General features: G+C 65.2%; 21 protein-coding genes and 1 pseudogene. 17 read left to right on the top strand and 5 right to left on the bottom strand.

All coding sequences use genetic code 11. The features are described from left to right. Positions 1-206 precede the first annotated feature (206 nt). The 4 genes from xdhA (at position 207) to guaD (ending at position 6,451) form a co-directional block, all read left to right on the top strand. Entirely contained in the window at positions 207-1,646 is a 1,440-nt protein-coding gene (gene xdhA, locus SBP02_RS09265; RefSeq protein WP_318646095.1) for a xanthine dehydrogenase small subunit, read from the top strand. Then, positions 1,639-4,038 carry a xanthine dehydrogenase molybdopterin binding subunit gene (gene xdhB, locus SBP02_RS09260; RefSeq protein ID WP_318646094.1) on the top strand — a complete coding sequence of 800 codons (2,400 nt, stop codon included), beginning with the start codon at positions 1,639-1,641 and terminating at the stop codon, positions 4,036-4,038. The genes xdhA and xdhB overlap by 8 nt, the downstream gene beginning before the upstream one ends. A gap of 199 nt (positions 4,039-4,237) precedes the next feature. Continuing rightward, the gene (xdhC, locus tag SBP02_RS09255) at positions 4,238-5,074 is read left to right on the top strand and encodes a xanthine dehydrogenase accessory protein XdhC (protein WP_318646093.1); all 837 of its coding nucleotides are present in this window, start codon (positions 4,238-4,240) and stop codon (positions 5,072-5,074) included. Between the two features lie 72 nt (positions 5,075-5,146). Next, entirely contained in the window at positions 5,147-6,451 is a 1,305-nt protein-coding gene (guaD, locus tag SBP02_RS09250) for a guanine deaminase (RefSeq protein ID WP_318646092.1), read from the top strand. A gap of 81 nt (positions 6,452-6,532) precedes the next feature. Here guaD and SBP02_RS09245 read toward each other — a convergent pair whose 3' ends face one another. Next, positions 6,533-7,300 (bottom strand): GntR family transcriptional regulator, encoded by a 768-nt coding sequence (locus SBP02_RS09245; RefSeq protein WP_318646091.1) that lies wholly within the window; start codon positions 7,298-7,300, stop codon positions 6,533-6,535. A gap of 616 nt (positions 7,301-7,916) precedes the next feature. Between SBP02_RS09245 and SBP02_RS09240 the strand changes: the two genes are divergently transcribed. The 4 genes and pseudogenes from SBP02_RS09240 to SBP02_RS20895 all read left to right on the top strand — a co-directional run bounded on the left by SBP02_RS09240 (position 7,917) and on the right by SBP02_RS20895 (position 12,134). Further along, positions 7,917-9,266, top strand: coding sequence for an NCS2 family permease (locus SBP02_RS09240; protein WP_318646090.1), 1,350 nt, complete (start codon positions 7,917-7,919; stop codon positions 9,264-9,266). Between the two features lie 70 nt (positions 9,267-9,336). Continuing rightward, a complete protein-coding gene (locus tag SBP02_RS09235) occupies positions 9,337-9,963 on the top strand; it encodes a LysE family translocator (RefSeq protein ID WP_318646089.1) in 627 nt (208 codons plus the stop codon). Between the two features lie 224 nt (positions 9,964-10,187). After that, positions 10,188-11,279, top strand: a pseudogene (locus SBP02_RS20900) (HAMP domain-containing protein); the annotation flags it as partial. An 87-nt stretch (positions 11,280-11,366) separates the two neighbouring features. Next, positions 11,367-12,134 (top strand): methyl-accepting chemotaxis protein, encoded by a 768-nt coding sequence (locus tag SBP02_RS20895; protein WP_404824390.1) that lies wholly within the window; start codon positions 11,367-11,369, stop codon positions 12,132-12,134. A 162-nt stretch (positions 12,135-12,296) separates the two neighbouring features. Here SBP02_RS20895 and uraH read toward each other — a convergent pair whose 3' ends face one another. Next, a complete protein-coding gene (gene uraH / locus SBP02_RS09225; RefSeq protein ID WP_318646087.1) occupies positions 12,297-12,650 on the bottom strand; it encodes a hydroxyisourate hydrolase in 354 nt (117 codons plus the stop codon). A gap of 423 nt (positions 12,651-13,073) precedes the next feature. Between uraH and puuE the strand changes: the two genes are divergently transcribed. The 8 genes from puuE (at position 13,074) to SBP02_RS09185 (ending at position 21,904) form a co-directional block, all read left to right on the top strand. After that, on the top strand, positions 13,074-14,003 hold the full coding sequence (gene puuE, locus SBP02_RS09220) for an allantoinase PuuE (protein WP_318646086.1): 930 nt from the start codon (positions 13,074-13,076) through the stop codon (positions 14,001-14,003). Beyond that, entirely contained in the window at positions 14,000-14,515 is a 516-nt protein-coding gene (gene uraD, locus SBP02_RS09215) for a 2-oxo-4-hydroxy-4-carboxy-5-ureidoimidazoline decarboxylase (protein ID WP_318646085.1), read from the top strand. Before puuE ends, uraD begins: the two co-directional genes overlap by 4 nt. Positions 14,516-14,558: 43 nt before the next feature. Beyond that, positions 14,559-15,554 (top strand): allantoicase, encoded by a 996-nt coding sequence (gene alc / locus SBP02_RS09210; RefSeq protein WP_318646084.1) that lies wholly within the window; start codon positions 14,559-14,561, stop codon positions 15,552-15,554. Positions 15,555-15,613: 59 nt separating this feature from the next. Continuing rightward, a complete protein-coding gene (locus tag SBP02_RS09205; RefSeq protein WP_213638179.1) occupies positions 15,614-16,117 on the top strand; it encodes an ureidoglycolate lyase in 504 nt (167 codons plus the stop codon). 49 nt (positions 16,118-16,166) lie between these two features. Beyond that, complete coding sequence (locus SBP02_RS09200; RefSeq protein ID WP_318646083.1) at positions 16,167-17,477, top strand: urate hydroxylase PuuD; 1,311 nt, start codon at positions 16,167-16,169, stop codon at positions 17,475-17,477. Between the two features lie 152 nt (positions 17,478-17,629). Beyond that, positions 17,630-19,180, top strand: a complete 1,551-nt coding sequence (locus SBP02_RS09195) for a cation:proton antiporter family protein (RefSeq protein WP_318646082.1) — start codon at positions 17,630-17,632, stop codon at positions 19,178-19,180. Between the two features lie 256 nt (positions 19,181-19,436). Beyond that, positions 19,437-20,960, top strand: a complete 1,524-nt coding sequence (locus SBP02_RS09190; RefSeq protein ID WP_318646081.1) for a nucleobase:cation symporter-2 family protein — start codon at positions 19,437-19,439, stop codon at positions 20,958-20,960. An 89-nt stretch (positions 20,961-21,049) separates the two neighbouring features. Beyond that, on the top strand, positions 21,050-21,904 hold the full coding sequence (locus SBP02_RS09185) for an outer membrane protein OmpK (RefSeq protein ID WP_318646080.1): 855 nt from the start codon (positions 21,050-21,052) through the stop codon (positions 21,902-21,904). Positions 21,905-22,032: 128 nt separating this feature from the next. On the opposite strand, the gene SBP02_RS09180 is transcribed toward SBP02_RS09185, so the two are convergent. Further along, complete coding sequence (locus SBP02_RS09180) at positions 22,033-22,851, bottom strand: transporter substrate-binding domain-containing protein (protein ID WP_318646079.1); 819 nt, start codon at positions 22,849-22,851, stop codon at positions 22,033-22,035. 63 nt (positions 22,852-22,914) lie between these two features. Continuing rightward, positions 22,915-23,910: a GTP 3',8-cyclase MoaA gene (moaA, locus tag SBP02_RS09175; protein ID WP_318646078.1), complete on the bottom strand. Its 996-nt coding sequence runs from the start codon at positions 23,908-23,910 to the stop codon at positions 22,915-22,917. 224 nt (positions 23,911-24,134) lie between these two features. Between moaA and SBP02_RS09170 the strand changes: the two genes are divergently transcribed. Further along, positions 24,135-24,779, top strand: coding sequence for a TetR/AcrR family transcriptional regulator (locus tag SBP02_RS09170; RefSeq protein WP_318646077.1), 645 nt, complete (start codon positions 24,135-24,137; stop codon positions 24,777-24,779). 88 nt (positions 24,780-24,867) lie between these two features. Here the strand turns inward: SBP02_RS09170 and SBP02_RS09165 are convergent, their stop codons facing one another. Next, positions 24,868-25,308 carry a GlcG/HbpS family heme-binding protein gene (locus SBP02_RS09165; protein WP_318646076.1) on the bottom strand — a complete coding sequence of 147 codons (441 nt, stop codon included), beginning with the start codon at positions 25,306-25,308 and terminating at the stop codon, positions 24,868-24,870. Positions 25,309-25,344: the final 36 nt, after the last annotated feature.

Raw genomic sequence — 25,344 nt, 5'->3', positions numbered from 1 at the left:
TCTAACTAGATCCAGCGCGCGCGGTTCGCCTCATAACCGAATCGCATGACAACCTCCTGACCAGCGGGTCAAATATTTGTTGACCCAAAAGTCAGAAAACTCTAGATTTGCCCCATGACAGAACGGGCGGAAATGCCGCGCAACCGTTATTCGTCCGCCCGCTACGAGTCGCTCGTAAAGAACAATAAAGTGCCTGGAGGTCGTCCTTGATCCAGTTTTTACTCAACCGGGAGCTGCGCACAGAGCAGCGACTCGATCCTAATGTCACCGTGCTCAACTACCTGCGCGAGCACCTCGGCAAGCCCGGCACCAAAGAAGGTTGCGCCTCCGGCGACTGCGGCGCCTGCACCGTGGTGGTCGGCGAACTGGACGGCGAACGCATCCGCTACCGCACCCTGAACTCCTGCCTGACCTTCGTCTCCAGCCTGCACGGCAAGCAGCTGATCACCGTCGAAGACCTCAAGCACCAGGGCAGGCTGCACAGCGTGCAACAGGCCATGGTCGACTGCCATGGCTCGCAATGCGGCTTCTGCACCCCCGGTTTCGTCATGTCGCTGTTCGCCCTGCAGAAGAATTCCACCGGCTTCGACAAGGGGCAGACCCTCGAAGCCCTGGCCGGCAACCTGTGCCGCTGCACCGGCTACCGGCCGATCATCGACGCCGCCGAACAGGCCTGCTGCCAGAAGCAACCCGACCAGTTCGACGCCTTCGAGGCCGAGACCGTGGCCCAACTGAAGGCCATCGCCCCGCGCGAGACCGCCGAGCTGAACAGTGGCGACAAGCGTTGCCTGCTGCCGCTGACCGTCGCCGATCTGGCCGACCTCTACGCCGCCAACCCGCAGGCACGCCTGCTCGCCGGTGGCACCGACCTGGCCCTGGAAGTCACCCAGTTCCATCGCGAACTGCCGGTGATGATCTACGTCGGTCATATCGAGTCGATGAAACGGGTGGACGTGACCGCCGACAGCATCGAGATCGGCGCCGCTACCGCCCTGTCCGACTGCTACGCCGCCCTGGCCAAGGAGTACCCGGACTTCGGCGAGCTGTTGCACCGCTTCGCCTCGCTGCAGATCCGCAACCAGGGCACCCTGGGCGGCAATATCGGCAACGCCTCGCCCATCGGCGACGCCCCGCCGCTGCTGATCGCCCTGGGCGCACAGATCGTCCTGCGCAAGGGCAACAGCACCCGCACCCTGGCCCTGGAGGACTACTTCCTCGACTACAAGGTCACCGCCCGCGAGGAAGCCGAGTTTATCGAGAAGATCGTCGTGCCGCGCGCCCGGGCCAACCAGGCGTTCCGCGCCTACAAGGTGTCCAAGCGCCTGGACGACGATATCTCCGCCGTCTGCGCCGCCTTCAACCTGGTGATCGAGGACGGTGTGGTGCGCGAAGCCCGCATCGCCTTCGGCGGCATGGCCGCCATCCCCAAGCGTGCCGCCGCCTGCGAGGCCGCGCTGGTCGGCGCCGGCTGGTATCCAGAGGTCATCGAGCGCGCCTGCACCGCCCTGGCCGAGGACTTCACCCCGCTCAGCGACTTCCGCGCCAGCAAGGAATATCGCCTGCTCACCGCGCAGAACCTGTTGCGCAAATTCTTCCTCGAGCTCAACGCTCCCGAAGTCGAAACCCGGGTGACCGCCTATGTCTAACCATCACACTACCCCGAAGACCCAGGCCGAGCTGGCCGAACTGTTCCGCGCCGGCATCACCACCGGGGTCGGCCGCAGCGTCAAGCACGAGAGCGCCGAGAAGCACGTGTCCGGCGAGGCGGTCTACGTCGACGACCGTCTGGAATTCCCCAACCAGTTGCATGTCTATGCGCGCATGAGCGACCGCGCCCACGCGCGCATCGTCAGGATCGACACCAGCCCCTGCTACGCGATTCCCGGGGTGGCCATCGCCATCACCGCCCAGGACGTGCCCGGCCAGCTGGACATCGGCCCGGTGGTGGCCGGCGACCCGCTGCTGGCCGACGGCAAGGTCGAATACGTTGGCCAGGTGGTGCTCGCGGTCGGCGCCGACAGCCTGGAGACCGCACGCAAGGCGGCCATGGCGGCCATCGTCGAGTACGAGGACCTGGAGCCGGTGCTCGACGTGGAAGAAGCGCTGCGCAAGAAGCATTTCGTGCTGGACAGCCACCAGCACCGCATCGGCGACTCCGCCGCGGCCCTGAGCAGCGCACCGCACCGCCTGCAGGGCAAGCTGCATATCGGCGGTCAGGAGCACTTCTACCTGGAGACGCAGATCTCCTCGGTGATGCCTACCGAAGATGGCGGCATGATCGTCTACACCTCGACGCAGAACGCCACCGAAGTGCAGAAACTGGTCGCCGAGGTGCTCGGCGTGCCCATGCACAAGATCGTCATCGACATGCGCCGCATGGGCGGCGGCTTCGGCGGCAAGGAAACTCAGGCCGCCGGTCCGGCCTGCCTCTGTGCGGTGATCGCCCACCTCACCGGGCGGCCGACCAAGATGCGCCTGCCGCGCATGGAAGACATGAGCATCACCGGCAAGCGCCACCCCTTCTATGTCGAGTACGACGTGGGCTTCGACGACGACGGCCTGCTGCACGGCATCCAGATGGAGCTGGCCGGCAATTGCGGCTATTCGCCGGACCTGTCCGGTTCCATCGTCGACCGCGCGATGTTCCACTCCGACAACGCCTACTTCCTCGGCAACGCCACCATCAACGGCCATCGCTGCAAGACCAACACCGCCTCCAACACCGCCTACCGCGGCTTCGGCGGCCCCCAGGGCATGGTCGCCATCGAGCAGGTGATGGACCACGTCGCCCGCACGCTCGGCAAGGACCCGCTGGAGGTACGCAAGCGCAACTACTACGGCAAGGAGGAGCGCAACGTCACCCACTACCACCAGACCGTCGAGCACAACATGCTCGCCGAGATGACCGCCGAACTGGAGGCCAGCGCCGAGTATGCCCAGCGCCGCGAAGCCATCCGCGCCTTCAACGCAAACAGCCCGGTATTGAAGAAGGGCCTGGCGCTGACCCCGGTGAAATTCGGCATCAGCTTCACCGCCACCTTCCTCAACCAGGCCGGCGCGCTGATCCATGTCTACACCGACGGCAGCATCCATTTGAACCACGGCGGCACCGAGATGGGCCAGGGCCTCAACACCAAGGTCGCCCAGGTGGTCGCCGAGGTGTTCCAGGTCGATATCTCGCGCATCCAGATCACCGCGACCAACACCGACAAGGTGCCCAACACCTCGCCGACCGCGGCCTCCAGCGGCGCCGACCTCAACGGCAAGGCCGCGCAGAACGCCGCCGAGACCATCAAGCAGCGCCTGGTGGACTTCCTGGTGCGCGAGTACAAGGTCACCCCGGAAGACGTGGAATTCCGCAACGGCCAGGTGCGGGTGCGCGACCAGTACCTGTCGTTCGAGGAGCTGATCCAGAAGGCCTACTTCGCCCAGGTCTCGCTCTCCAGCACCGGCTTCTACCGCACGCCGAAGATCTACTACGACCGCGACAAGGCCGCCGGCCGGCCCTTCTACTACTTCGCCTACGGCGCCGCCTGCGCCGAGGTGCTGGTCGACACCCTGACCGGCGAATACAAGATGCTGCGCACCGACATCCTGCACGACGTCGGCGCCTCGCTGAACCCGGCCATCGACATCGGCCAGGTCGAGGGCGCCTTCGTCCAGGGCATGGGCTGGCTGACCATGGAAGAGCTGGTGTGGAACGCCAGGGGCAAGCTGATGACCAATGGCCCGGCCAGCTACAAGATCCCGGCCATCGCCGACATGCCCCTGGACCTGCGGGTCAAGCTGGTGGAGAACCGCAAGAATCCGGAAGACACGGTGTTCCACTCCAAGGCCGTGGGCGAGCCGCCATTCATGCTCGGCATCGCCGTGTGGTGTGCGATCAAGGACGCGGTGGCCAGCCTGGCCGACTACCGGGTACAGCCGCTGATCGACGCCCCGGCCACCCCGGAGCGCGTGCTCTGGGGCGTGGAGCAGATGAGGAAGCTGCAGCAGACGGCCAAAGCCGCCGCCGCTAGCGAGGCCGAGCCGGCATAACGCCAACTCTCGTGGGGCGGATGGGCCAAGCGACATCCGCTCCACGACCTGAACGAAACGGGTGTAAAACAATGACAAAACACACCGAACCCAATAGCCGACCCGCACGCCCGACGCCGGTGCCGATTCTGGACCCGTCGCCGAGCAACTGGCGCCTGCCGCGCCCGGGACAGACGCCGCCGACCTGGAGGCTGAGCAAATGAGCTGGATCAGCGCATTGGCCGAACTGCAGCAGCAGGGGCAACCCTGCGTACTGGTGACCATCATCGAGGAGCGCGGCTCGACACCGCGCAACGCCGGCTCGAAGATGGTGGTCACCGCCGAGCGCATCTTCGAGACCATCGGCGGCGGCCACCTGGAATACAAGGCCATGCAACTGGCCCGCGAGATGCTCGAGAGCCGCAGCCAGGACACCCGCCTGGAGCGTTTCAGCCTCGGCGCCAGCCTCGGCCAGTGCTGCGGTGGCGCCACCGTGCTGCTGTTCGAGCCCATGGGCCAGCCCCAGGCGCAGATCGCCGTGTTCGGCGCCGGCCATGTCGGCCGCGCCCTGGTGCCGCTGCTCGCCAGCCTGCCGTGCAAGGTACGCTGGATCGATTCGCGGGAAAACGAATTCCCCGCACAGCTTCCCGCCGGGGTGGACAAGGTGGTCAACGACGAGGTGGTCGACGAGGTCGATAGCATGCCGGCCGGCAGCTACTACATCGTCATGACCCACAATCACCAGCTCGACCTGGAGCTGACCGCCGCCATCCTCAAGCGTAACGATTTCGCCTACTACGGCCTGATCGGCTCGCAGACCAAGCGCGTCAAGTTCGAACACCGCCTGCGCGAGCGCGGCTTCGCCCCCGAGACGATGGCCCGCATGCGCTGCCCCATGGGCCTGGCCGAGGTGAAAGGCAAGCTGCCGGTGGAGATCGCCGTGTCCATCGCCGGCGAGGTGATCGCCACCTACAACGCCGCCTTCGGTCAGGACGTGAAGAAAGGCCAGCCGAGCATCGCCAAGCTGCTGCCCAGCTCGCGCCGCGCCCAATCCTAGGCGGTACGCCGCCAACATCACCTTAGCCAGGGGCGCAGACGCCCCGACCCAACCGAGATCGAGACGTATCAGATGTCCAGCCACCTGAAAGCCTACCGCGCCGCCATCCTGCACAGCCTCGCCGACCCCGCCGTGGTCGGGGTCGAGCAATCCTATGAGTACTTCGAGGATGGCCTGCTGCTGGTCGAGGATGGGCACATCGCCCGGGTCGGTCATGCCGCCGAGCTGCTGCCCACGCTCAAGGATGTGGAGGTCGTCGAATACCGCGACGCCCTGATCACCCCCGGCTTCATCGACACCCACATCCATTACCCGCAGACCGGCATGATCGCCTCCTACGGCGAACAGCTGCTGGACTGGCTGAACACCTACACCTTCCCCACCGAGCGCCAGTTCGCCGACAAGGCCCATGCCGGCGATGTGGCCGGCATCTTCCTCAAGGAGCTGCTGCGCAACGGCACCACCACCGCCCTGGTGTTCGGCAGCGTGCACAAGCAGTCGGTGGATGCCTTCTTCGAGGCGGCCCAGGCGCTGAACCTGCGGATGATCGCCGGCAAGGTGCTGATGGACCGCAACGCCCCGGACTACCTGACCGATACGCCGGAGTCCGGCTACGCCGACAGCAAGGAGCTGATCGAGCGCTGGCACGGCAAGGGCCGCCTGCACTATGCGGTGACCCCGCGTTTCGCCCCCACCAGCACGCCGGAACAGCTGGCGCTGGCCGGCAAGCTCTTCAACGAGTACCCGGACCTGTACATGCACACCCACCTGTCCGAGAACCGCAAGGAGATCGAGTGGGTGAAGGCGCTCTTCCCCGAGCGTCAGGGTTACCTGGACGTCTACGACCACCATCGACTGATCGGTGCCCGCTCGGTGTTCGCCCACGGCGTACACCTGTGTGACGAGGAGTGCCGACGCCTGGCCGAGACCGGTTCGGCCGTGGCCTTCTGCCCCACCTCCAACCTGTTCCTCGGCAGCGGCCTGTTCGACCTGAACAAGCTGGAGGCGCACGGCGTGCGGGTCGGCCTGGGCACCGACGTCGGCGCCGGCACCAGCTTCAGCCAGTTGCAGTCGCTGAACGAGGCCTACAAGGTCATGCAGCTGCAGGGCAAGAAGCTCGACCCCTTCAAGTCGCTGTATCTGGCCACTCTGGGCGGCGCCAACGCGCTGTACCTGGACGACAAGATCGGCAACTTCGCCAGCGGCAAGGACGCCGACTTCGTGGTGCTGGACTACAACGCCACCCCGCTGATCAGCTACCGCATGCAGCAGGCCAAGACCCTGGCCGAGAAACTGTTCGCCCTCACCATGCTCGGCGACGATCGCGCGGTGAAGGAGACCTACGCCGCCGGGCAGTCGGTGCACCGCCGCGACTGAGCCCATTCGCACGCCCCGCCGAACCGCGACCATGAAAAAAGCCCCGCGGCGCAAGCCGCGGGGCTTTATGGCGAATCTCGCTCAGCGATTGGCGCCGTTGCGGCCCGGTTTCTTCTTGGTCTGCAGCACGTGGGAGAACACCGCGTGCAGATCGTCCGAGGCGCTCTCCTCGTCCAGGTTGAGCTTGCTGTCGATATGGTCCATGTGATGCATCATCAGGCTCACCGCCCGGGCGGCGTCACGCGCCTCGATGGCATCGATCAGCTGATTGTGCTCGTCGTAGGAGCAGTGCGAGCGGCTGCCGCTTTCGTACTGGGCGATGATCAGCGAGGTCTGCGACACCAGGCTGCGCTGGAAGCTGATCAGCGGCGCATTCCGCGCCGCCTCGGCCAGTTTCAGGTGGAACTCGCCGGACAGGCGAATGCCGGCGCCGCGATCGCCCCGGGCGAAGCTCGCATGCTCGTCCTCGACCATCTGGCGCAACTCGGCCAGCTGCTCGGCGGTGGCGTGCTCCACCGCCAGCTCGGTGATGGCCCGCTCGACCATGCGCCGCGCATAGAAGATCTGCCGGGCCTCCTCGACGCTGGGGCTGGCCACCACCGCGCCGCGGTTCGGCCGTAGCAGCACCACGCCCTCGTGGGCCAGGCGCGACAAGGCGCGGCGGATGATGGTGCGGCTGACGCCGAAGATCTCGCCCAGGGCCTCTTCGCTCAGCTTGGTGCCGGGCGCCAGGCGTTGTTCGAGGATGGCATCGAAGATATGGGCATAGACGACATCGTCCTGAGTCCCGCTACGGCTGCTCTTGCCGGTGCGCGGCTGCTTCTTAAGGGGCTGCAATTGTTCGTTCATTCTGGCTCGTATCTAAAGAGGGCGGCCTGGTACCAGGGAACTCTACTGCGATTCACCCCGTACCTGGCAAGCCGTCGACGGCACGAATCACAGAAAACATCGAACCATTGTACACAATTCAACCAACCCGAACACTGCCCTTCAACCCTGCACCACAATCCTCGACGGTGCCCATGGCGGGCCGCACACGGCGGACTCGCTAAATCCATTTCTTATAAGAGACGCCCCTTCTTACTCATAAACCCAGTCTCGAATCCCTAGCCGATGCGCCGAGGAGACCTCGTGGAGCGCCCTGCCCTCGCCCTCTCCACCCCCTGTAAATCTCCCAAAAATCTGATTTTGTTGATTTTTTTGTTCAGTAGCCCACCTTCCCCGAACACACAAACCAAACACTTTTTTCCTCAATCGCGCATCGAGCAGGCCAGACACATCACAGAAAACATTATTTGCTTTTTTTGTATACAACAGCATAATCGCGACTGGGCGACTTTCTGACCGCTCGGTCAACAACTAAGCCAGCAAGCGCCCCAAACGCACCACCTGCCTCAGAGAGTCGAAGCCTGTCGCGCCCATGACTCTGGGTGGTACACAACAAGAGATATGAGGAGTACCCGCTGTGGAAAGCGCTAAACAAGAACAACTTGCGACTCACGCCCAAGGCCTGGCGAAAGCCGGCTTACTCGACCGCTTCTTCAAGCTGACCGAGCACCGCACCACCATCAAAACCGAACTGCTGGCCGGCCTGACGACCTTCGTCACCATGGCCTACATCATCTTCGTCAACCCCAACATCATGGCCGGCGCCGGCGTCGATCACGGCGCCGCCTTCGTCGCCACCTGCATTGGCGCCGCCCTCGGCTGCTTCCTCATGGGCCTGTACGCCAACTGGCCGGTGGGCCTGGCGCCGGGCATGGGCCTGAACGCCTTCTTCACCTACACGGTGGTCGGCGAGATGGGCTACAGCTGGCAGATCGCCCTGGGCGCGGTGTTCATCTCCGGCATCCTGTTCATGATCATGAGCCTGTCGCGCATCCGCGAGTGGCTGCTCAACAGCATTCCCATGAGCCTGCGCTTCGCCATGGGCGCCGGGGTCGGTCTGTTCCTCGGCCTGATCGGCCTGAAGACCGCCGGCATAGTGGTCGACAGCCCCGCCACCCTGCTGACCATGGGTTCCTTCGGCGAGCCCTCGGCCCTGCTGGCCGCCGCGTGCTTCCTGCTGATCGCCGTGCTCAGCCACCGCAACGTGTTCGGCGCCATTCTCTTCAGCATGCTCGGCGTCACCGCCCTGGGCTGGGCCCTGGGCCTGGTCGAGTACAACGGCCTGGTGTCGATGCCGCCGAGCCTGGCGCCGACCTTCCTGGCCATGGACATCGCCGGCGCCTTCAATGTGGCCATGGTCAGCGTGATCCTGGCCTTCCTCTTCGTGAACATGTTCGACACCGCCGGCACCCTGATGGGGGTCGCCCACCGCGCCAACCTGGTGGACGAGGACGGCAAGATTCAGAACCTGTCCAGGGCCCTCAAGGCCGACAGCACCTCCAGCGTGATCGGCGCCATGGTCGGCTGCCCGCCGGTGACCAGCTATGTGGAAAGCGCCTCGGGCGTCGCCGCCGGCGGCCGTACCGGTCTCACCGCCGTCACCGTCGGCCTGCTGTTCCTCGCCGCGATGTTCTTCGCCCCCCTGGCCGGCATGATTCCGGCCTATGCCACCGCCGGCGCGCTGATCTATGTGGCGATGCTGATGATGAGCGGCATGGCCCATATCGACTGGGAGGACCTGACCGACACCATCCCGGCCATCGTCACCGTGGTGATGATGCCGCTGACCTTCTCCATCGCCAACGGCATCGCCCTGGGCTTCCTGACCTATGCCACGCTGAAGCTGCTGACCGGCCAGCGCGACAAGGTCTCCGTCAGCCTCTACGTGCTGTGCATCATCTTTATCGCCAAGTTCGCCTTCCTGTAAGGTTGGCCTGAGCCCTAACCGGCCCCGGCGCGCAAGCCCCGGGGCCTTGCCTTTAGTTGGAGCCCATGCAATGAGCCTGGAAACCTGGCTGCTGTTCGCCAGCGCCGCACTGATTGTGATCCTGATCCCCGGCCCGCTGTCCCTGCTGATGGTCAGCAACAGCCTGAACTACGGCCTGCGCCGCTCCCTGCCGGCATTCCTCGGTGGCGTCTCGGCCTCGATCTGCCTGCTCAGCGCCTCGGCACTGGGCCTGGGCGCCCTGCTGCTGGCCTCGGAGCGGCTGTTCAGCGCGCTCAAGCTACTCGGCGCCCTCTACCTCTTCTACCTCGCCTGGCAGAGTTGGCAGCAATCGCGCCAGGCCGCCCGGCCGGCGCAAGCCGAGGAACAACCGGTCAACCCCGGCTTCCGCAGCCTGTTCTGGAAGGCCTTCGGCCTGGGCGCCAGCAACCCCAAGGACATCCTGTTCTTCGCCGCCTTCCTGCCGCAGTTCATCAGCGCCGAGCGGCCACTGCTCAGCCAGTTGCTGGTGTTGATCCTCACCTGGACCGTACTGGACCTGGGCTGCAAGCTGTTCTACGGCCTGAGTGCCCACGGCGCCGCGCGCTACCTGCGCACAGGCCAGGGCCAGGTGTGGTTCAACCGCATCAGCGCCGGGTTGTTCGCCAGTGCCGGCACGGCCTCCCTGCTGAGCCGCTAAGCAACCCAGTAGCGGCCCAAGCGGCCGCAGCCGCGTACAGCCCCCCTTTCGCCCGCCTGCGGCACCAGCCTCCGCGCCCCCCTGCAACAGTCGCCCGGCCCCAGCGGGGCACCGGCGCATGTCCGTCATATTTGTGTCGTAATTGACTAAAGCCCGACGCCAATTAGCCGACAGAATAGGAGCCGTCACCAACCGTCTGCGTGCCTACCCAGCAGGAACTCCCGATGAACATAAAACAAAAATTGACCTGGGCCTTTGCCGTCATCGCCTGCGTGCCGATCATGCTGGTCGCCACCCTGGTGGTCTTGAACCTGCGCAGCGAGGCGAAAGACGAGTTCGTCGAAACCAGCGCACGGGAAATCCGCCAGGTGGAGAACGCCATGCAACTGTTCTTCGACGGCATCAACCAGAACGTCGAGTACCTGGCCAAACATCCCCTGCTCGCCGCCTCCGACGCCAATCTCAAGCGCTATACCGCCGCCGATGCCGCCAGCACCCCGGCCGGCGAGCAGGACAAGCAGATCCTCAAGCTGTTCGCCGACTTCGGCGCCAGTCACCCGGGCTATGCCTACATTTCCCTGGGCACCGTCGACGGCGGCTATGTCAGCTGGCCGGAAGACCCCAAGCTGAGCAACTACGACCCGCGCCAGCGCCCCTGGTACCAGAAGGCCATGGCCAACCAGGGTCAGACCGTGCGCACCGATGCCTACTACTGGGCCGTCGACGATGCCGTGCTGCTCGCCAGCGTGCGCAGCATCGCCAATGCCCTGGGCAACCCGGGCGGGGTCCTCGGCATCGACGTGTCGCTCAATCAGCTGACCGACATCGTCAAGGGCATCAAGCTGGGCGAAAGCGGCTACCTGATGCTGATGGAGAACAACGGCACGGTGCTGGTCGACCCGAGCCAGCCAGAGCACAACTTCAAGAAGCTCGGCGAACTGGGCGCCGGCTATGCGGCGCTGGCCTCCGCGGACAAGGGGCTGGTCGAAGTCGAGATCGACGGCGTGCGCTACATGGCCAACATCTGGCCGTCGGAGCGCCTCGGCTGGCGCTTCATCGGTCTGATCCGCCAGTCCGAGGTGATGGCCGGCGCGACCCAGCTGACCTGGGTGATCGTCGGCCTGGCGGCGCTGCTGGCCCTGGTGTTCGCCTTCGTCGGCGCCAGTTTCGCCGGCCTGATCGTCAGCCCGATCCGCGCCGTGGCCTCGGGCCTGGAGGGCATCGCCCAGGGCGAAGGCGACCTGACCCGCTCGCTGACCGTCCGCGGCCAGGACGAAACCGCGCAGCTGGCCGGCTGGTTCAACCAGTTCCTCGCCAGCATCCGCCAACTGATCCTGAACATCGGCCAGGCGTCCAAGCAGATCCACCAGACTTCCGGCACCTCCGCCCAGGTATCCGGGGACATGGCCGAAGCCGCCGGACGCCAGCGCGAGTCGGTCGACATGGTCTCCACCGCCTTCCACGAGATGGTCGCCACGGCCAACGAAGTGGCGCGCTCCTGCAACCAGGCCGCGGACTCCGCCGACAGCGGCCAGCGCCAGGCCCAGGAGGGGCAGCTGCAGATCGACGCCGCGGTGAGCAGCGTCGAGCAGCTGAGCCGGGAAATCTCCCAGGCGGCCGCCGCCATGCAGCAACTGGAACAGGACAACAACAACATCCAGTCGATTCTCGGCACTATCCGCTCGATCGCCGAACAGACCAACCTGCTGGCGCTGAACGCCGCCATCGAGGCGGCCCGCGCCGGCGAACAGGGTCGCGGCTTCGCGGTGGTCGCCGACGAGGTGCGGGCCCTGGCCAAGCGCACCTCCGACTCGACCGCGGAAATCGACGGCCTGCTCAGCAACCTGGCGCAACGCACCCGGCAGATGGCCAAGCAGATGCATGCCAGCCTGGAGGTGTCGCAGCGCACCGTTTCCAGCATCAACGAGGCGAGCGCGAGCTTCGGTCTGATTCGCGAGTCGGTCGACGTGATCCGCGACATGAATGCGCAGATCGCCACCGCCGCGGAAGAGCAGCATCAGGTGGCCGAGGACATCAACCGGCATATCACCCAGATTCACGGCGACGCCCAGCTGGTGGCCGACCTGGCCGAGTCGGCGCGCTCCGACTCGCAGAACCTCTCCAGCCTCTCCCAGGAACTCAACGGCCTGGTCCAGCGTTTCCGCACCTGACAGCCCCCTCACCAGGCTCGGCCCCGACGACACGCTTGCCGGGGTCGAGACACTGCCGCCATAAGCCCCCTGTCATGGCCTGCTTGCTGCAGCCGTAAAAAAGCCCGCAGCAGGCGGGCCAAGGACTCGTTGACGGAGTCAGAGGGTGACAAGCATTCGGGGTCAGCTGCCGCGATAGGTGGAGTAGCTGTAGGGCGAGATCAGCAGCGGCACGTGGTAGTGCTCCTGGCCGGCATCGATGCCGAAGCGCAATACCACCACATCGAGAAACGCCGGGCTGGGCAGCTCCACCCCCCGCGCCCTGTAGTAGTCGCCGGCATGGAAATGCAGCTGGTAGACGCCGCTGCGGTAGTCCTCGCCCTGCAGAATCGGCGCGTCACAACGGCCATCGTGGTTGGTCTGCACGCTGGCGAGCAATTCCAGCTGCGCACCTTCGACGCGGTACAGCTCGATCTTCAGCGCACTGCCGGGGCAGCCGTGCGCGGCATCTAGCACATGTGTCGTCAATCGTCCCATTGGTTCAGGGCGCCCGCGCCGGCCAGCGGCCACGCAGACACCACACCTCCTCTACGCTTATGAAAACTACCGGATCGCCCCAGCGCGATCAGCCTGGTGCTGGCCAGCAGCTTAACATGGAATGCACAAAGCGGAACATTTTTGCATAGAAATTGTACACAATATTGCCAACTGTTTTTTCACATCCCCTGCTTCGGAAAGCCGAAACGAAAAACCCGTCAGAGGCCTGCACCACACCAGATATGACCAAGAATCGAGCAGGCAGGCGAAACACCGTCTCTTGCTCGGGTTTTTACAAAGCGGGCAAATTTTAGATTTACAAACCACAAATCAATTTGTATACAATTACCCCAACACGGCTGCGTACCCCGATACCCCCGGGCGACGCAGAGGCCGCAACAACACCCAATAAGGAAGACTGCAGTGAGCGCTGACTACCCACGCGACCTGATCGGTTACGCCAACAACCCGCCGCATCCGCAGTGGCCGGGCGATGCCCGCATCGCCCTGTCGTTCGTCCTCAACTACGAGGAAGGCGGCGAACGCAATGTGCTGCACGGTGACAAGGAATCCGAGGCCTTCCTCTCCGAGATGGTCGCGGCACAGCCGCTGCAAGGCCAGCGCAACCTGTGCATGGAGTCGCTCTACGAATACGGCAGCCGCGCCGGCGTCTGGCGCCTGCTCAAGCTGTTCCAACGCCACGGCATTCCGCTGACCGTGTTCGCCGTGGCCATGGCCGCCCAGCGCCACCCGCAAGTGATCAAGGCCATGGTCGCCGCCGGCCATGAGATCTGCAGCCACGGCTACCGCTGGATCGACTACCAGTACCTGGACGAGGCCACCGAGCGCGAACACCTGCTCGAGGCCATCCGCATCCTCACCGAACTGACCGGCGAACGTCCGCTGGGCTGGTACACCGGGCGCATCGGGCCGAATACTCGCCGCCTGGTGATGGAGGAAGGCGGCTTCCTCTACGACTCCGACACCTACGACGACGACCTGCCCTACTGGGACCCGGCCAGCACCGCGGCCAAGCCCCACCTGGTGATCCCCTATACGCTGGACACCAACGACATGCGCTTCACCCAGGTGCAGGGTTTCAACACCGGCGACGACTTCTACCAGTACCTCAAGGACGCCTTCGACGTGCTCTACGCCGAGGGTGCCGAGGGCGCGCCGAAGATGCTGTCGATCGGCATGCACTGCCGCCTGCTCGGCCGCCCGGCCCGCCTGGCCTCGCTGGCGCGTTTCCTCGACTACGTGAAGAGTCACGACAAGGTGTGGTGCGCCCGCCGCGTCGATATCGCCCGCCACTGGCACGCCACCCATCCCTTCAAAGAGACTGCGAAATGAGCCGTTTTCAGACCCTGACCCCGTCCCGACTCAGCCGCGAAGACTTCGTCAGGGTCTTCGCCGACATCTACGAGCACTCGCCCTGGGTGGCCGAGAAGGCCTTCGACCTGGGGCTGGATGCGCGCGTCGACGAGGTCGACGGCCTGCACCAGCGCATGGCCGACCTGCTGCTCAGCGCCAGCCACGAGATGCAGCTGGCGCTGATCAACGCGCACCCGGACCTGGCCGGCAAGGCCGCTATCCAGGGCGAGTTGACCGAGTCGAGCACCTCGGAACAGGCCGGCGCCGGCATCCACCAGTGCACCGCCGAGGAGTTTGCCCGCTTCACCGAACTGAACGACGCCTACAAGGCCAAGTTCGGCTTCCCCTTCATCATGGCGGTGAAGGGCAGCAACCGGCACCAGATCCTCGCGGCCTTCGAGGAGCGCATCCACAACGATCCCGAACAGGAGTTCGCCCGCGCCCTGGCCGAGATCAACAAGATCGCCCTGTTCCGCCTGCAGCAGCTCTAGTCGCACGCGCCCCATTCACGCCAACACCTGAGGCAGATGATTCATGAAAGCTTACGCCGTACCCTTCGAGAAATACGTCAACCTCGCCGACGCCCGCCTCGGCACCCAGGCCATCTCGGTCACCGACGACTGGTTCGCCGACGTCAACCGCCTGTTCCAGCCGACCCCGGCCGTCTGGAAGGAAGGCGTGTTCGACGACAACGGCAAGTGGATGGACGGCTGGGAGTCGCGCCGCAAGCGCTTCGAAGGCTACGACAGCGCGGTGATCCGCCTCGGCGTGCCGGGCCGAATCAAGGGCGTGGACATCGACACCAGCTTCTTCACCGGCAACTTCCCGCCGTCGGCCTCCCTGGAAGGCTGCTTCGTCGCCGAGGGCGACCCGACCGAGGCCACCGAGTGGACCGAGGTGCTGCCGGCCGTGGAGCTGCAGGGCAACAGCCACCACTACCACGAGATCGCCAACGCCCAGGCCTTCACCCACCTACGCTTCAACATCTACCCCGATGGCGGCGTCGCCCGCCTGCGCGTCTACGGCGTGCCGTTCCGCGACTGGAGCAACGTCGGCGACAACGAGCAGGTCGACCTGGCTGCCGCCCTCAATGGTGGCCGCGCCCTGGCCTGCTCCGACGAGCACTTCGGCCGCATGAGCAACATCCTCAACCCGGGCCGCGGCATCAACATGGGCGACGGCTGGGAAACCGCGCGCCGCCGCACCCCGGGCAACGACTGGGTCATAGTCGCCCTCGGCCACCCCGGCGAGATCGAGCGCATCGTCGTCGATACCCTGCACTTCAAGGGCAACTACCCGGACAGCTGCTCGATCCAGGGCGCCTTCGTCAAGGGCGGCACCGACAGTCAGATCGAGACCCAGAGCCTGTTCTGGCGCGAACTGCTGCCGAGCCAGAAACTGTCCATGCACGCCGAGCACGAGTTCGTCGAGCAGATCCAGGCCTTGGGGCCGATCACCCACGTGCGGGTGAACGTGTTCCCCGACGGCGGCATCAGCCGCCTGCGCCTGTTCGGCAAAGTCAGCAAGTAAGGCCACCGCCCCCGGCCGCGGCCGGGGGCGTCAACGCAACAGAGAACAAGTAGACCGACATGCGCAAACTGATCATCGAGCCCTTGAGCAAAGAAGCCTTCGCCCCCTTCGGCGACGTCATCGAAACCGAGGGCAGCGAGTTCTTCATGATCAACAACGGCTCCACCCGCCGCTACCACAAGCTGGCCACGGTGGAGACCGCCCAGCCGGAGGATCAGGCGATCATCAGCATCTTCAGCGCCGAGGCGCTCGAGATGCCCCTGACCGTGCGCATGCTGGAGCGCCATCCGCTGGGCAGCCAGGCCTTCGTGCCGCTGCTCGGCCACCCCTTTCTGATCGTGGTCGCGCCACTTGGCGATGCACCTGAATCGGAGTTGGTCCGCGCCTTCCGCAGCAACGGCAGGCAGGGCATTAATTACCATCGCGGCGTCTGGCACCACCCGGTGCTGACGATCGAAAAGCGGGATGACTTCCTGGTGGTTGATCGCAGCGGTTCTGGCAACAACTGCGATGAGCATTTCTTTACCGAGGCAGAGCAACTGCTCCTCGACCCCCACCAATAAGAGAAGCCCAGGGGACCGGCACACCGGCACTGGGAAAGAGGTACACACTGTGGAAGCACATTTGACTGAATGGCTGAACCTGGGCATCCGCTGGGTCCATATGATCACCGGCATCGCCTGGATCGGCGCATCCTTCTATTTCGTCTGGCTGGAAAACAACCTCAACCGCAGCAATCCCCGCGAGGGCCTGTCCGGCGACCTCTGGGCGATCCACGGCGGCGGCATCTACCACCTGGAAAAGTACAAGCTGGCTCCGCCGAAAATGCCGGAGAACCTGCACTGGTTCAAATGGGAGGCCTATTTCACCTGGCTGTCGGGCGTCGCCCTGTTGATGGTGGTCTACTACCTCAACCCCAGCCTGTACCTGATCGCCCCCGGTAGCGACATGGCCCCGGCCGTCGCCATCGCCATCGGCCTCGGTTCGCTGGTGGCTGGTTATGTGGCCTACCACTTCCTCTGCGACTCGGCCCTGGGCAAGCAGCCGGCCCTGCTCGGTGCGGTGCTGTTCGTCCTGCTGATCGCCGCGGCCTGGGGCTTCAGCCTGATCTTCAGCGGTCGCGCGGCCTATATCCATGTCGGCGCCATCATCGGCACCATCATGGTCGGCAACGTGTTCTTCACCATCATGCCGGCACAACGCGCCCTGGTTAAGGCCATCGAAGAGAACCGCGAGCCCGACCCGGTATTGCCGGCCAAGGGCCTGCTGCGCTCGCGCCACAACAACTACTTCACCCTGCCGGTGCTGTTCATCATGATCAGCAACCACTTCCCGAGCACCTACGGCAGCCAGTACAACTGGCTGATCCTGGCGGGCATCGCGATGCTGGCGGTACTGGTGCGCCACTACTTCAACACCCGCCACGACAGCAACAGGTTCGCCTGGACCCTGCCGGCCGCGGCCCTGGGCATGATCTGCCTGGCCTACGTCACCGCACCGGTGCGCCCGGCACCGAGCGCCGCGCCGGTGGCCGTGAGCCAGCAGGCCGTGGACGCCAGCGTCACCAAGGTCGAGACCCTGCCGGCCGAGCAGAGCAGCGCCCCGGCCGAGCAGGCGAGTGCCGCCGCCCAGCCTGACGCAACCCCGGCCGACGGCGCCGACAGCAACTTCGCCAAGGTCAACAGCGTGATCCAGGAGCGCTGCACCGTGTGCCACTCGGCCAGCCCGAGCAGCCCGATGTTCAGCAGCGCACCGGCCGGCCTGATGCTCGACACCCCGCAGCAGATCCAGCAGCAGGCGGCGAAGATCCATGCGCAGAGCGTCGCCAGCCAGATCATGCCGCTGGGCAACATCACCCAGATGACCCAGGAGGAACGGGACCTGATCGGCGCCTGGATCGCCCAGGGCGCGCAGACCAACTAACGGCGCGACACTTGGGTACCCCCGAGCAGAAGCCCGCCCCTTGGCGGGCTTCTGCTTTTGTCGCCCCGGAGCCCGGGGTCCGACTGCCGATTCCGGCAGCCCGCTACACTGACTGGAGCCCATCCACGCGAACGCCGCCATAGGTATTGCCGATGCTCGAAGCCAGCTGGATCGCCTTCGCATTCTTGATGGGCCTGGCCGCGCGCTTTATCGGTTTACCCCCCCTGGTCGGCTACCTGGCTGCCGGCTTCACCCTGTCGGGACTCGGCCAGTATCTGCACATCGGGCCGCTGGACAGCTCGATCCTCACCCACATCGCCCACCTCGGCGTCCTGCTGCTGCTGTTCACCGTCGGCCTCAAGCTGAAACTGAGCAACCTGGTGCGGATAGAGGTGATCGGCGGCGGCCTGCTGCACTTCGTCATCTCCAGCCTGCTGTTTCTGGCCGCCGTCGTGCTCATCCTCGAGTTGCCCTTGCGCGAGGCGGTTCTGCTGTCGGTGGCCCTGTCCTTCTCCAGCACGGTACTGGCGGCCAAGGTGCTGGAGAGCAAACGCGAACTGCGCTCCTTCCACGGCCGACTGGCCATCGGCGTGCTGATCATCCAGGACCTGCTCGCCCTGGTGGTGATGAGCCTGGCCAACGGCGAGGCCCCCTCCCCCTGGGCCCTGCTGGTGTTCGCCCTGCCCCTGTTGCGACCGCTGCTGTTTCGCCTGCTGGACGCCAGCGGCCACGAGGAATTGATGGTGCTGCTGGGCCTGCTGCTGGCGCTGGTCATCGGCGGCTATGGTTTCGAGTCCCTCGGCCTCAGCTCGGAACTCGGCGCCCTGGCGTTCGGCGCCATGCTGGCCAGGCACAAGCGCGCCATCGAGCTGTCCAACGCGCTGTGGAGCATCAAGGAGGTGTTCCTGGTCGGCTTCTTCCTGCAGATCGGCATCAGCGGCCTGCCGGGCCCCGATGCCCTGGCCTTTGCCGTGGTCATGGCGCTGTTGCTGCCGTTCAAGGGGCTGCTGTTCTTCGTGCTGTTCGTGATGTTCCGCCTGCGCGCCCGCAGCGCCTTTCTCGGCAGCGTCAGCCTGACCAACTACAGCGAATTCGGCCTGATCGTCGCCAGCGTGGTGCTGCCGCAATGGCTGATTCCCCTGGCCATCACCGTGGCCCTGTCATTCGTCATCTCCGCCCCGCTCACCCGCCTCGCCCACCCGCTCTACAAGCGCCTCGCCCGCTGGCTGATCCCGCTGGAGCGCGACACCGAGCACCCGGACGAACAACCGCTGTCCCTGGGCAATGCGCAGATCGTGATCATGGGCATGGGCCGTACCGGCCGCGCCGCCTTCGACTACCTCAGGGCCAAGGGTTTCGAAGTGGTGGGGCTGGACTCCGACCCCGTGGTCATCGAGGCCTGCGCCAAGGCCGGGCGGCGGGCGCTGTTCGCCGACGGCGAGGACCAGATGCTCTGGCAACGCCTGGACATGCCCTGCGTCGAGGCGGTGATCCTCGCGCTCAACGATGCCGAGACCAAGATCATCTCCATCGGCCAGCTGCGCGAACGCGGCTTTCCCGGCCTGATCGCCTCCCATGCCATGTACGAGGACATCGCCCAGCGCATCCTCGAGGCCGGCGCCGACCGCACCTACCTGACCATGAGCGAAGCCGGCGCGGGCCTGGCCGAGCACGTCGCCCACGAACTGCGACCGGGAGCCTGACGAGCGCTCCTGTCACCGCCGGAACCGGCGACTCGCAGCGCCGGGTCGCTCAGGCCCGGGCATGCCACTGGAACGAGCAGCGGCCCCAGCCAATATTTTGTGCACAATGTTCAAATAAATTGTTTTTAACGCTGTGCGCATATTGTTATAGTCAGCCGACTCTGACCAGTCGGACAGCTTTTCCGCGATCAGACGGAGGCGCCGTGAAGCCTCGTGCAAGCCCATGACCATATAAGAACAACTGGCAGGCTCTGACATGACCACGACAAGTACGCCCACAGCCACAGCTCCGTCTGCTGGCAGCAACGACCTGATCTACCAACTGGATGACCGCCCCGACTTCGCCCCGGCGATCTTCGCCGCCCTGCAGCATGTGCTGGCCAGCTTCGTCGGCATCATCACCCCAACGCTGATCATCGGCGGCGTGCTCGGCCTGGGCGCCCATGTGCCCTACCTGGTGAGCATGGCGCTGTTCGTCTCCGGGATCGGCACCTTCGTCCAGGCCAAGCGCCTGGGCCCCATCGGCTCCGGCCTGCTGTGCCTGCAGGGCACCAGTTTCGGTTTCCTCAGCGTGATCCTCAGCGCCGGCTTCATCGTCAAGGGCCGCGGCGGCAGCGAGGAGGAAATCCTCTCGACCATTTTCGGCGTGTGCTTCTGCGCCGCCTTCGTCGAGATCGCCTTCAGCCAGTTCATCAACAAGCTGCGCAAGGTCATCACCCCGGTGGTCACCGGTACCATCATCTGCCTGATGGGGTTGTCGCTGATCAAGGTGGCGATGACCGACATCGCCGGCGGTTTCGGTGCCCCGGACCTCGGCGCCCTGCACCACCTGGGCCTGGGCGCCTTGGTACTCGGCAGCATCGTCCTGCTCAATCGCTCCGCCTCCCAGGTGGTCCGTCTGTCGGCGGTGATCGTCGGCCTGCTCCTCGGCTTCGCGGTGGCCTGGTTCACCGGCCAGGTGGACTTCGCCGACATGGCCGAGGTGCCGCTGGTCAGCGTGCCGGTGCCCTTCAAGTACGGCTTCGACTTCGACTGGGTGGCCTTCGTGCCGATCGCGGTGATCTTCCTGATCACTCCGCTGGAGACTGCCGGCGACCTGACCGCCAATTCGATCATCTCCAAGCAGCCGGTAGCCGGCCCGCTGTACCTGCGCCGGATCAAGTCCGGGGTGCTGGCCGACGGTTGCAACTCGGCCGTCGCGGCGATGTTCAACAGCCTGCCGATGACCACCTTCAGCCAGAACAACGGGGTGATCCAGCTCACCGGCGTCGCCAGCCGTCACGTGGCCTTCTATATCGCCGCCCTGCTGGTGCTGCTCGGCCTGTTCCCGGCGGTCGGCGCGGTGCTGCAGCTGATGCCCAAGCCCGTGCTGGGCGGCGCCACCCTGATCATGTTCGGCACAGTCGCCGTGGCCGGCGTCAAGATCCTCAGCGAGGCCGGGCTGCACCGGCGCAATGTGCTGATCGTGGCCATCTCCCTGGGCCTGGGCCTGGGCGTGGCCGGCGTGCCCGAAGCCCTGTCGCAGATGCCCGACGCGCTGAAGAACATCTTCGGTTCACCGATCACCATCGGCGCCTTCAGCGCCATCCTGCTCAACCTCTTCCTCCCGGAGGATCGCCTCCCGGAGGATCGCCTCCCGGAGGAGCAGCTCGAGCAGGAGAACGACTTCGAGCCCGAGGCGCAGCTGCACAGCGTCCTGCAGAGCCGCCCGGGCGCCGAGCCCGGTGCGATGCCGCAAGACCTCGATGAGGGCATGGGCCTAGCCGGCCGCGGCAACTAAGGCAAGCGTCCACTCAACCACCCCTGTACCGCCCCGCGCCTCGGCGCGGGGTGCCAATCCTTGTCTGTCCTAAAAATAAGGAAACTCCGATGAAGCTCAAACACCTTCCCCACTGCCTCGCCCTATCTGCCGGCCTGCTCACCACCTACCAGGCCAACGCCGGCGATCTGCTGTTCTGGCAGGACAACAGCCTGAGCTACCTGTATGGCGAGAGCTTCAACGAAGGCCAGTTCGACGAAGAGCAGAAGACCCAGACCACCTTCACCTTCGAACACGCCAGTAGCTGGGCCTGGGGGGACATGTTCGGTTTCTATGACTACGTCCTGGCCGACAACACCCAGTCGCGGGGCAGCTTCAGCAATGGCACCTTCCGCCAGCACCGCGAAGAGAACTTCTACTACCTGGAGCTCTCCCCGCGCGTCAGCCTCAGCTGGCTGACCGGCCAGGACCTGTCCGCCGGCCCGCTGAAGGACGTCTATGCGGCCTTCACCTACGAAAAAGGCAATGGTGGCCCGGGGACCGAGAACTACCTGTACGGCATCGGCACGTCCTGGAACGCCCCCGGCTTCGCCTACCTCAATGCCAACCTGTATCGGGTGAAGGTCAATAATCAGGTGTTCTTCGCCGACCAGGACAGCAACGGCAACACCTACCAGCTGACCGTCAACGGCGCCTACCCCTTCGCCATCGGCGGACAGGACTTCGTCGTCGACGGTTACATCGACTGGCGCGCCCCGTCCAAGGACGCCAACACCCAGACCTCGGTCGGCTCCTCCATCCAGGTCAAGTGGGATGCCGGCAAGGCCCTGTTCGGCAAGGAACGCCAGCTCTACGTCGGCACCGAAGTGAACATGTGGCACAACAAATACGGCGTGAAGCCGATCGACGGCTCGGACGACTTCCACCAGACCGCCGTGCAGGCGTTGGTCAAGTACCACTTCTAAGCGCAACGCCCAACCTTGCCGGTAGGCTGCGCGGGTAACGAGAAAGGGGGAGCGCATGGCGCTCCCCCTTTTCTTTTCGAGCCGGCCTACACGCCCAGACTCGCCCCGCGGCAGCGCCGGGCGAGTGGCTACTGCCCGGCCGCCTTGGCCTTCTGCCGCTCGAGGAAATCCACCTTCCACTGCTCCATGCCCATGTACTCGGAGTCCAGATTGGCCTCGACCCGGTGCTTGGCCTTCAGCGCGGCCACCTCGGCGTGGCGCTCGAGCAGGAAACGATCGAAGCGCTGCAGCAGCTCGGGGTGCTTGAGCGTGGACAGATGGAAGGTGCCGCGGGTGTGCGGCAGCTTGGGATCGAACACCAGGGCGCCGGGCCGGGCGCGGATGTTGTCGAGGTAATGGGTGGCTACCACCACGTTGAAATAGGCGCCGTCGGTATCCTGCTTCAACGCCTGGTGGATCATCTTGCGCAAATCGTCGCTGTAGGTCAGGCGAATTGCCCCGGCATCGATGCGCTGCTGGTAGCCCCAGGGCGTCCAGCCATCGACCAGAGCCAGGCGCTTGAGGCGCTCGAGGGGCTCGCCCTGGCGCTGCGGCGCGACCAGCACGCCATCCACATAGTCGACCACGGGGTGGCTGTAGCTCAGGTCGCTGCCGGCCTTCTGCGCCTGGGCCCAGTGGACGCTGTCGGGGTACTTGAAATCCACCTCGCCCGCCAGCAGGGCCGGCAGCAAACGAGCCACCGGCAACGCCCTATAGCTCAGCTCCATGCCGCTGTACGCGGCGAAGGCGTCGAGCAGCTCACGGGCGAACCCCTGGTACTGCCCCTGCTTGTCGATGCTGTAGTGCGGCGCGAAGGCCAAGTCCTCCACGCCGACCACATAGCGCTCGGCACTGGCATCGGCGGCGATCAACGCGGCTAATAAACTGCAGACGCGAATGGATTTCACAGCGACCCTCCTGATTATTGTTTGAATTGGGTTAGGCGTGGGGATGGGGCCTACAGCGGCGACTCAGCCGCCGGTCATGCTCATGAACCGCACCACCTGCACCTGTGCATCGGCCTCGAAGTGGTGGCGCTCGGGCTTGAGCTGCAAGGCCTCCAGCAGAGCATCGCGCAGGCGCTGACGGTCGCCCGGGTGGCGGCGTATCAGCGCCTTGAGATCGAGTGCGTTCTCATGCCCCAGGCACAGCACCAGCTTGCCCTCGGCGGTGACCCGCACGCGGTTGCAGTCCCCGCAGAAGTTGTGGCTGTGCGGCGATATGAACCCCACCCGGGTTTCGCTGCCGAGCACCTGCCAGTAACGCGAGGGGCCGCCGGTCTGCTGGTTGCTGCGCACCAGTGGGTGACGCTGCTCGATGCGCCGGCGCACCTCGTCGCTGGAGCAGAAGGTCTCTTCGCGCCGGTGGCTGGAGACGCTGCCCAGCGGCATTTCCTCGATGAAACTGATGTCCAGACCGCGGGCCATGGCGAACTCGACCAGCTCCAACACCTCGTCGTCGTTGCGCCCCTTCTGCACCACGCTGTTGAGCTTGATCCGGCGAAACCCCGCCGCCCGTGCGGCCTCTATTCCGGACAGCACCTGGTCGAGGCGGTCGCGCCGAGTGAAGGCGGCGAAGCGCTCGCGGCGCAGGGAATCCAGGCTGACATTCAGGCGCTGGACGCCTGCGGCACGCAACTGCGGCGCCAGTTCGGCCAACTGCGAGCCATTGGTGGTAATCGCCAGATCCTCCAGCTCGGGACGCCGCCCTAGGCGGGCCAACAGGCTCAGCAGGTTCTTGCGCACCAGGGGTTCGCCGCCGGTGATGCGGATGCGCTTGACCCCCAGGCCGATAAAGGCATCGGCCACCGAATAGAGCTCTTCCAGGCTGAGGATCTGTGCACGGGGGGCGAAGACCATGTCCTCGCTCATGCAGTAGGTACAGCGGAAATCGCAGCGGTCGGTGACCGACAGCCGCAGGTAGGTGATACGCCGACCGAAGGGGTCGACCAGCTGAGAGTTGTGCACAGCGGGTCTCCTGCTACTCAGAGAGCCGATAGGTCTTTTGTCATGAACGCCATGGCAGCAGATGGAAACAGAAAAGCGCCATCCTGTATACAGAATATTGACCTGACGCTCAGCTAAGCGACCCGCAGGCCCGCCAGGCGCTGGCTTGAGCCTTGCGCGAAGCCGGTGCTACCATGCCGCTCCGCCGTCCCCCGCCGGGCGACACAAGGATATCGAAAGGGCCTATGACCAGCATTCGCGAGCGCAACAAAGAGCTGATACTGCGCGCGGCCAGCGAAGTATTCGCCGACAAGGGCTTCGCGGCGAGCAAGACCAGCGACATTGCCGCCAAGGCCGGCCTGCCCAAGCCCAACGTCTACTACTACTTCAAGTCGAAGGAAAACCTCTACCGCGAGGTACTGGAGAGCATCATCGAGCCGTTGCTGGCCGCCTCCGCCCCGTTCAACCAGGCCGGGCGCCCGGGCGAGGTGCTCGAAGCGTACATCCGCTCGAAGATACGCATCTCCCGCGAGCTGCCCTTCGCCTCCAAGGTATTCGCCAGCGAGATCATGCATGGCGCGCCGCACCTGTCGAGCGAGCAGACCGAACAGCTCAATGCCCAGGCCAAACACAACATCGCCTGCATCCGGCGCTGGATCGACCAGGGCCTGATGGCCGAGGTCGACCCGCACCATCTGCTGTTCAGCATCTGGGCGGCCACGCAAACCTACGCCGACTTCGACTGGCAAATCTCCACCGTCACCGGCAAGGCCAGCCTCAGCGACGAGGACTACGAAGCCGCCGCACGGACCATCATTCGCCTGGTGATCAAGGGCTGTGAAATCGACATAAGCGCAGCCAGCCCCTCGGAGCGGATCGGCCACGCTTGAGTCAATGCCTTCGGGCGGGTTAGGCGGTGCGCAAATCTTCCGCGTAATCGTGCTCGATGCCCCGCACGGCTGAGCCGGCCTAGGTCACTCAGCCGACAACGCCCGGGTCGGCCTTCAGGCCCTGGGACTCCACCGCGCTGATCGCACAACGCTCATCGATGTCCGAGGTGTCGCCGGTGATGCCGATGGCACCTATCACCTCGCCTTCCTCATCACGAATCAGCACCCCGCCCGGCGCCGGGACCAGGTTGCCGCCTGCCAGGTTGTTCACCGCACCGATAAAGGCCGGACGCTGCTGGGCATCGGCGGCGATCAGGCGCGAACCCTTGCCCAGCGCTAACGCCCCCCAGGCCTTGGCGATGGCGATCTGCGGGCGCAACAGGCTGGCCCCGTCCTCGCGCTGCAGGCTGATCAAGTGACCGCCGGCATCCAGCATCGCGACCGTCAGGGGTGCGGCGCCTATTTCCCGGCCGACCGCCAGGGCGCGGTTGCTGATCAGGGTGGCCGTGTTCAGGTTCAGGGTGCTCATAAGTAGCCCTTCCTCAATGGTGATAGATCGAACGAA

Source organism: Pseudomonas benzenivorans (assembly GCF_033547155.1).
Taxonomy (GTDB): Bacteria; Pseudomonadota; Gammaproteobacteria; order Pseudomonadales; family Pseudomonadaceae; genus Aquipseudomonas; species Aquipseudomonas benzenivorans_B.
Note: the sequence above shows the minus strand (reverse complement) of the source record. Positions and strands in the feature narration are given on the sequence as shown.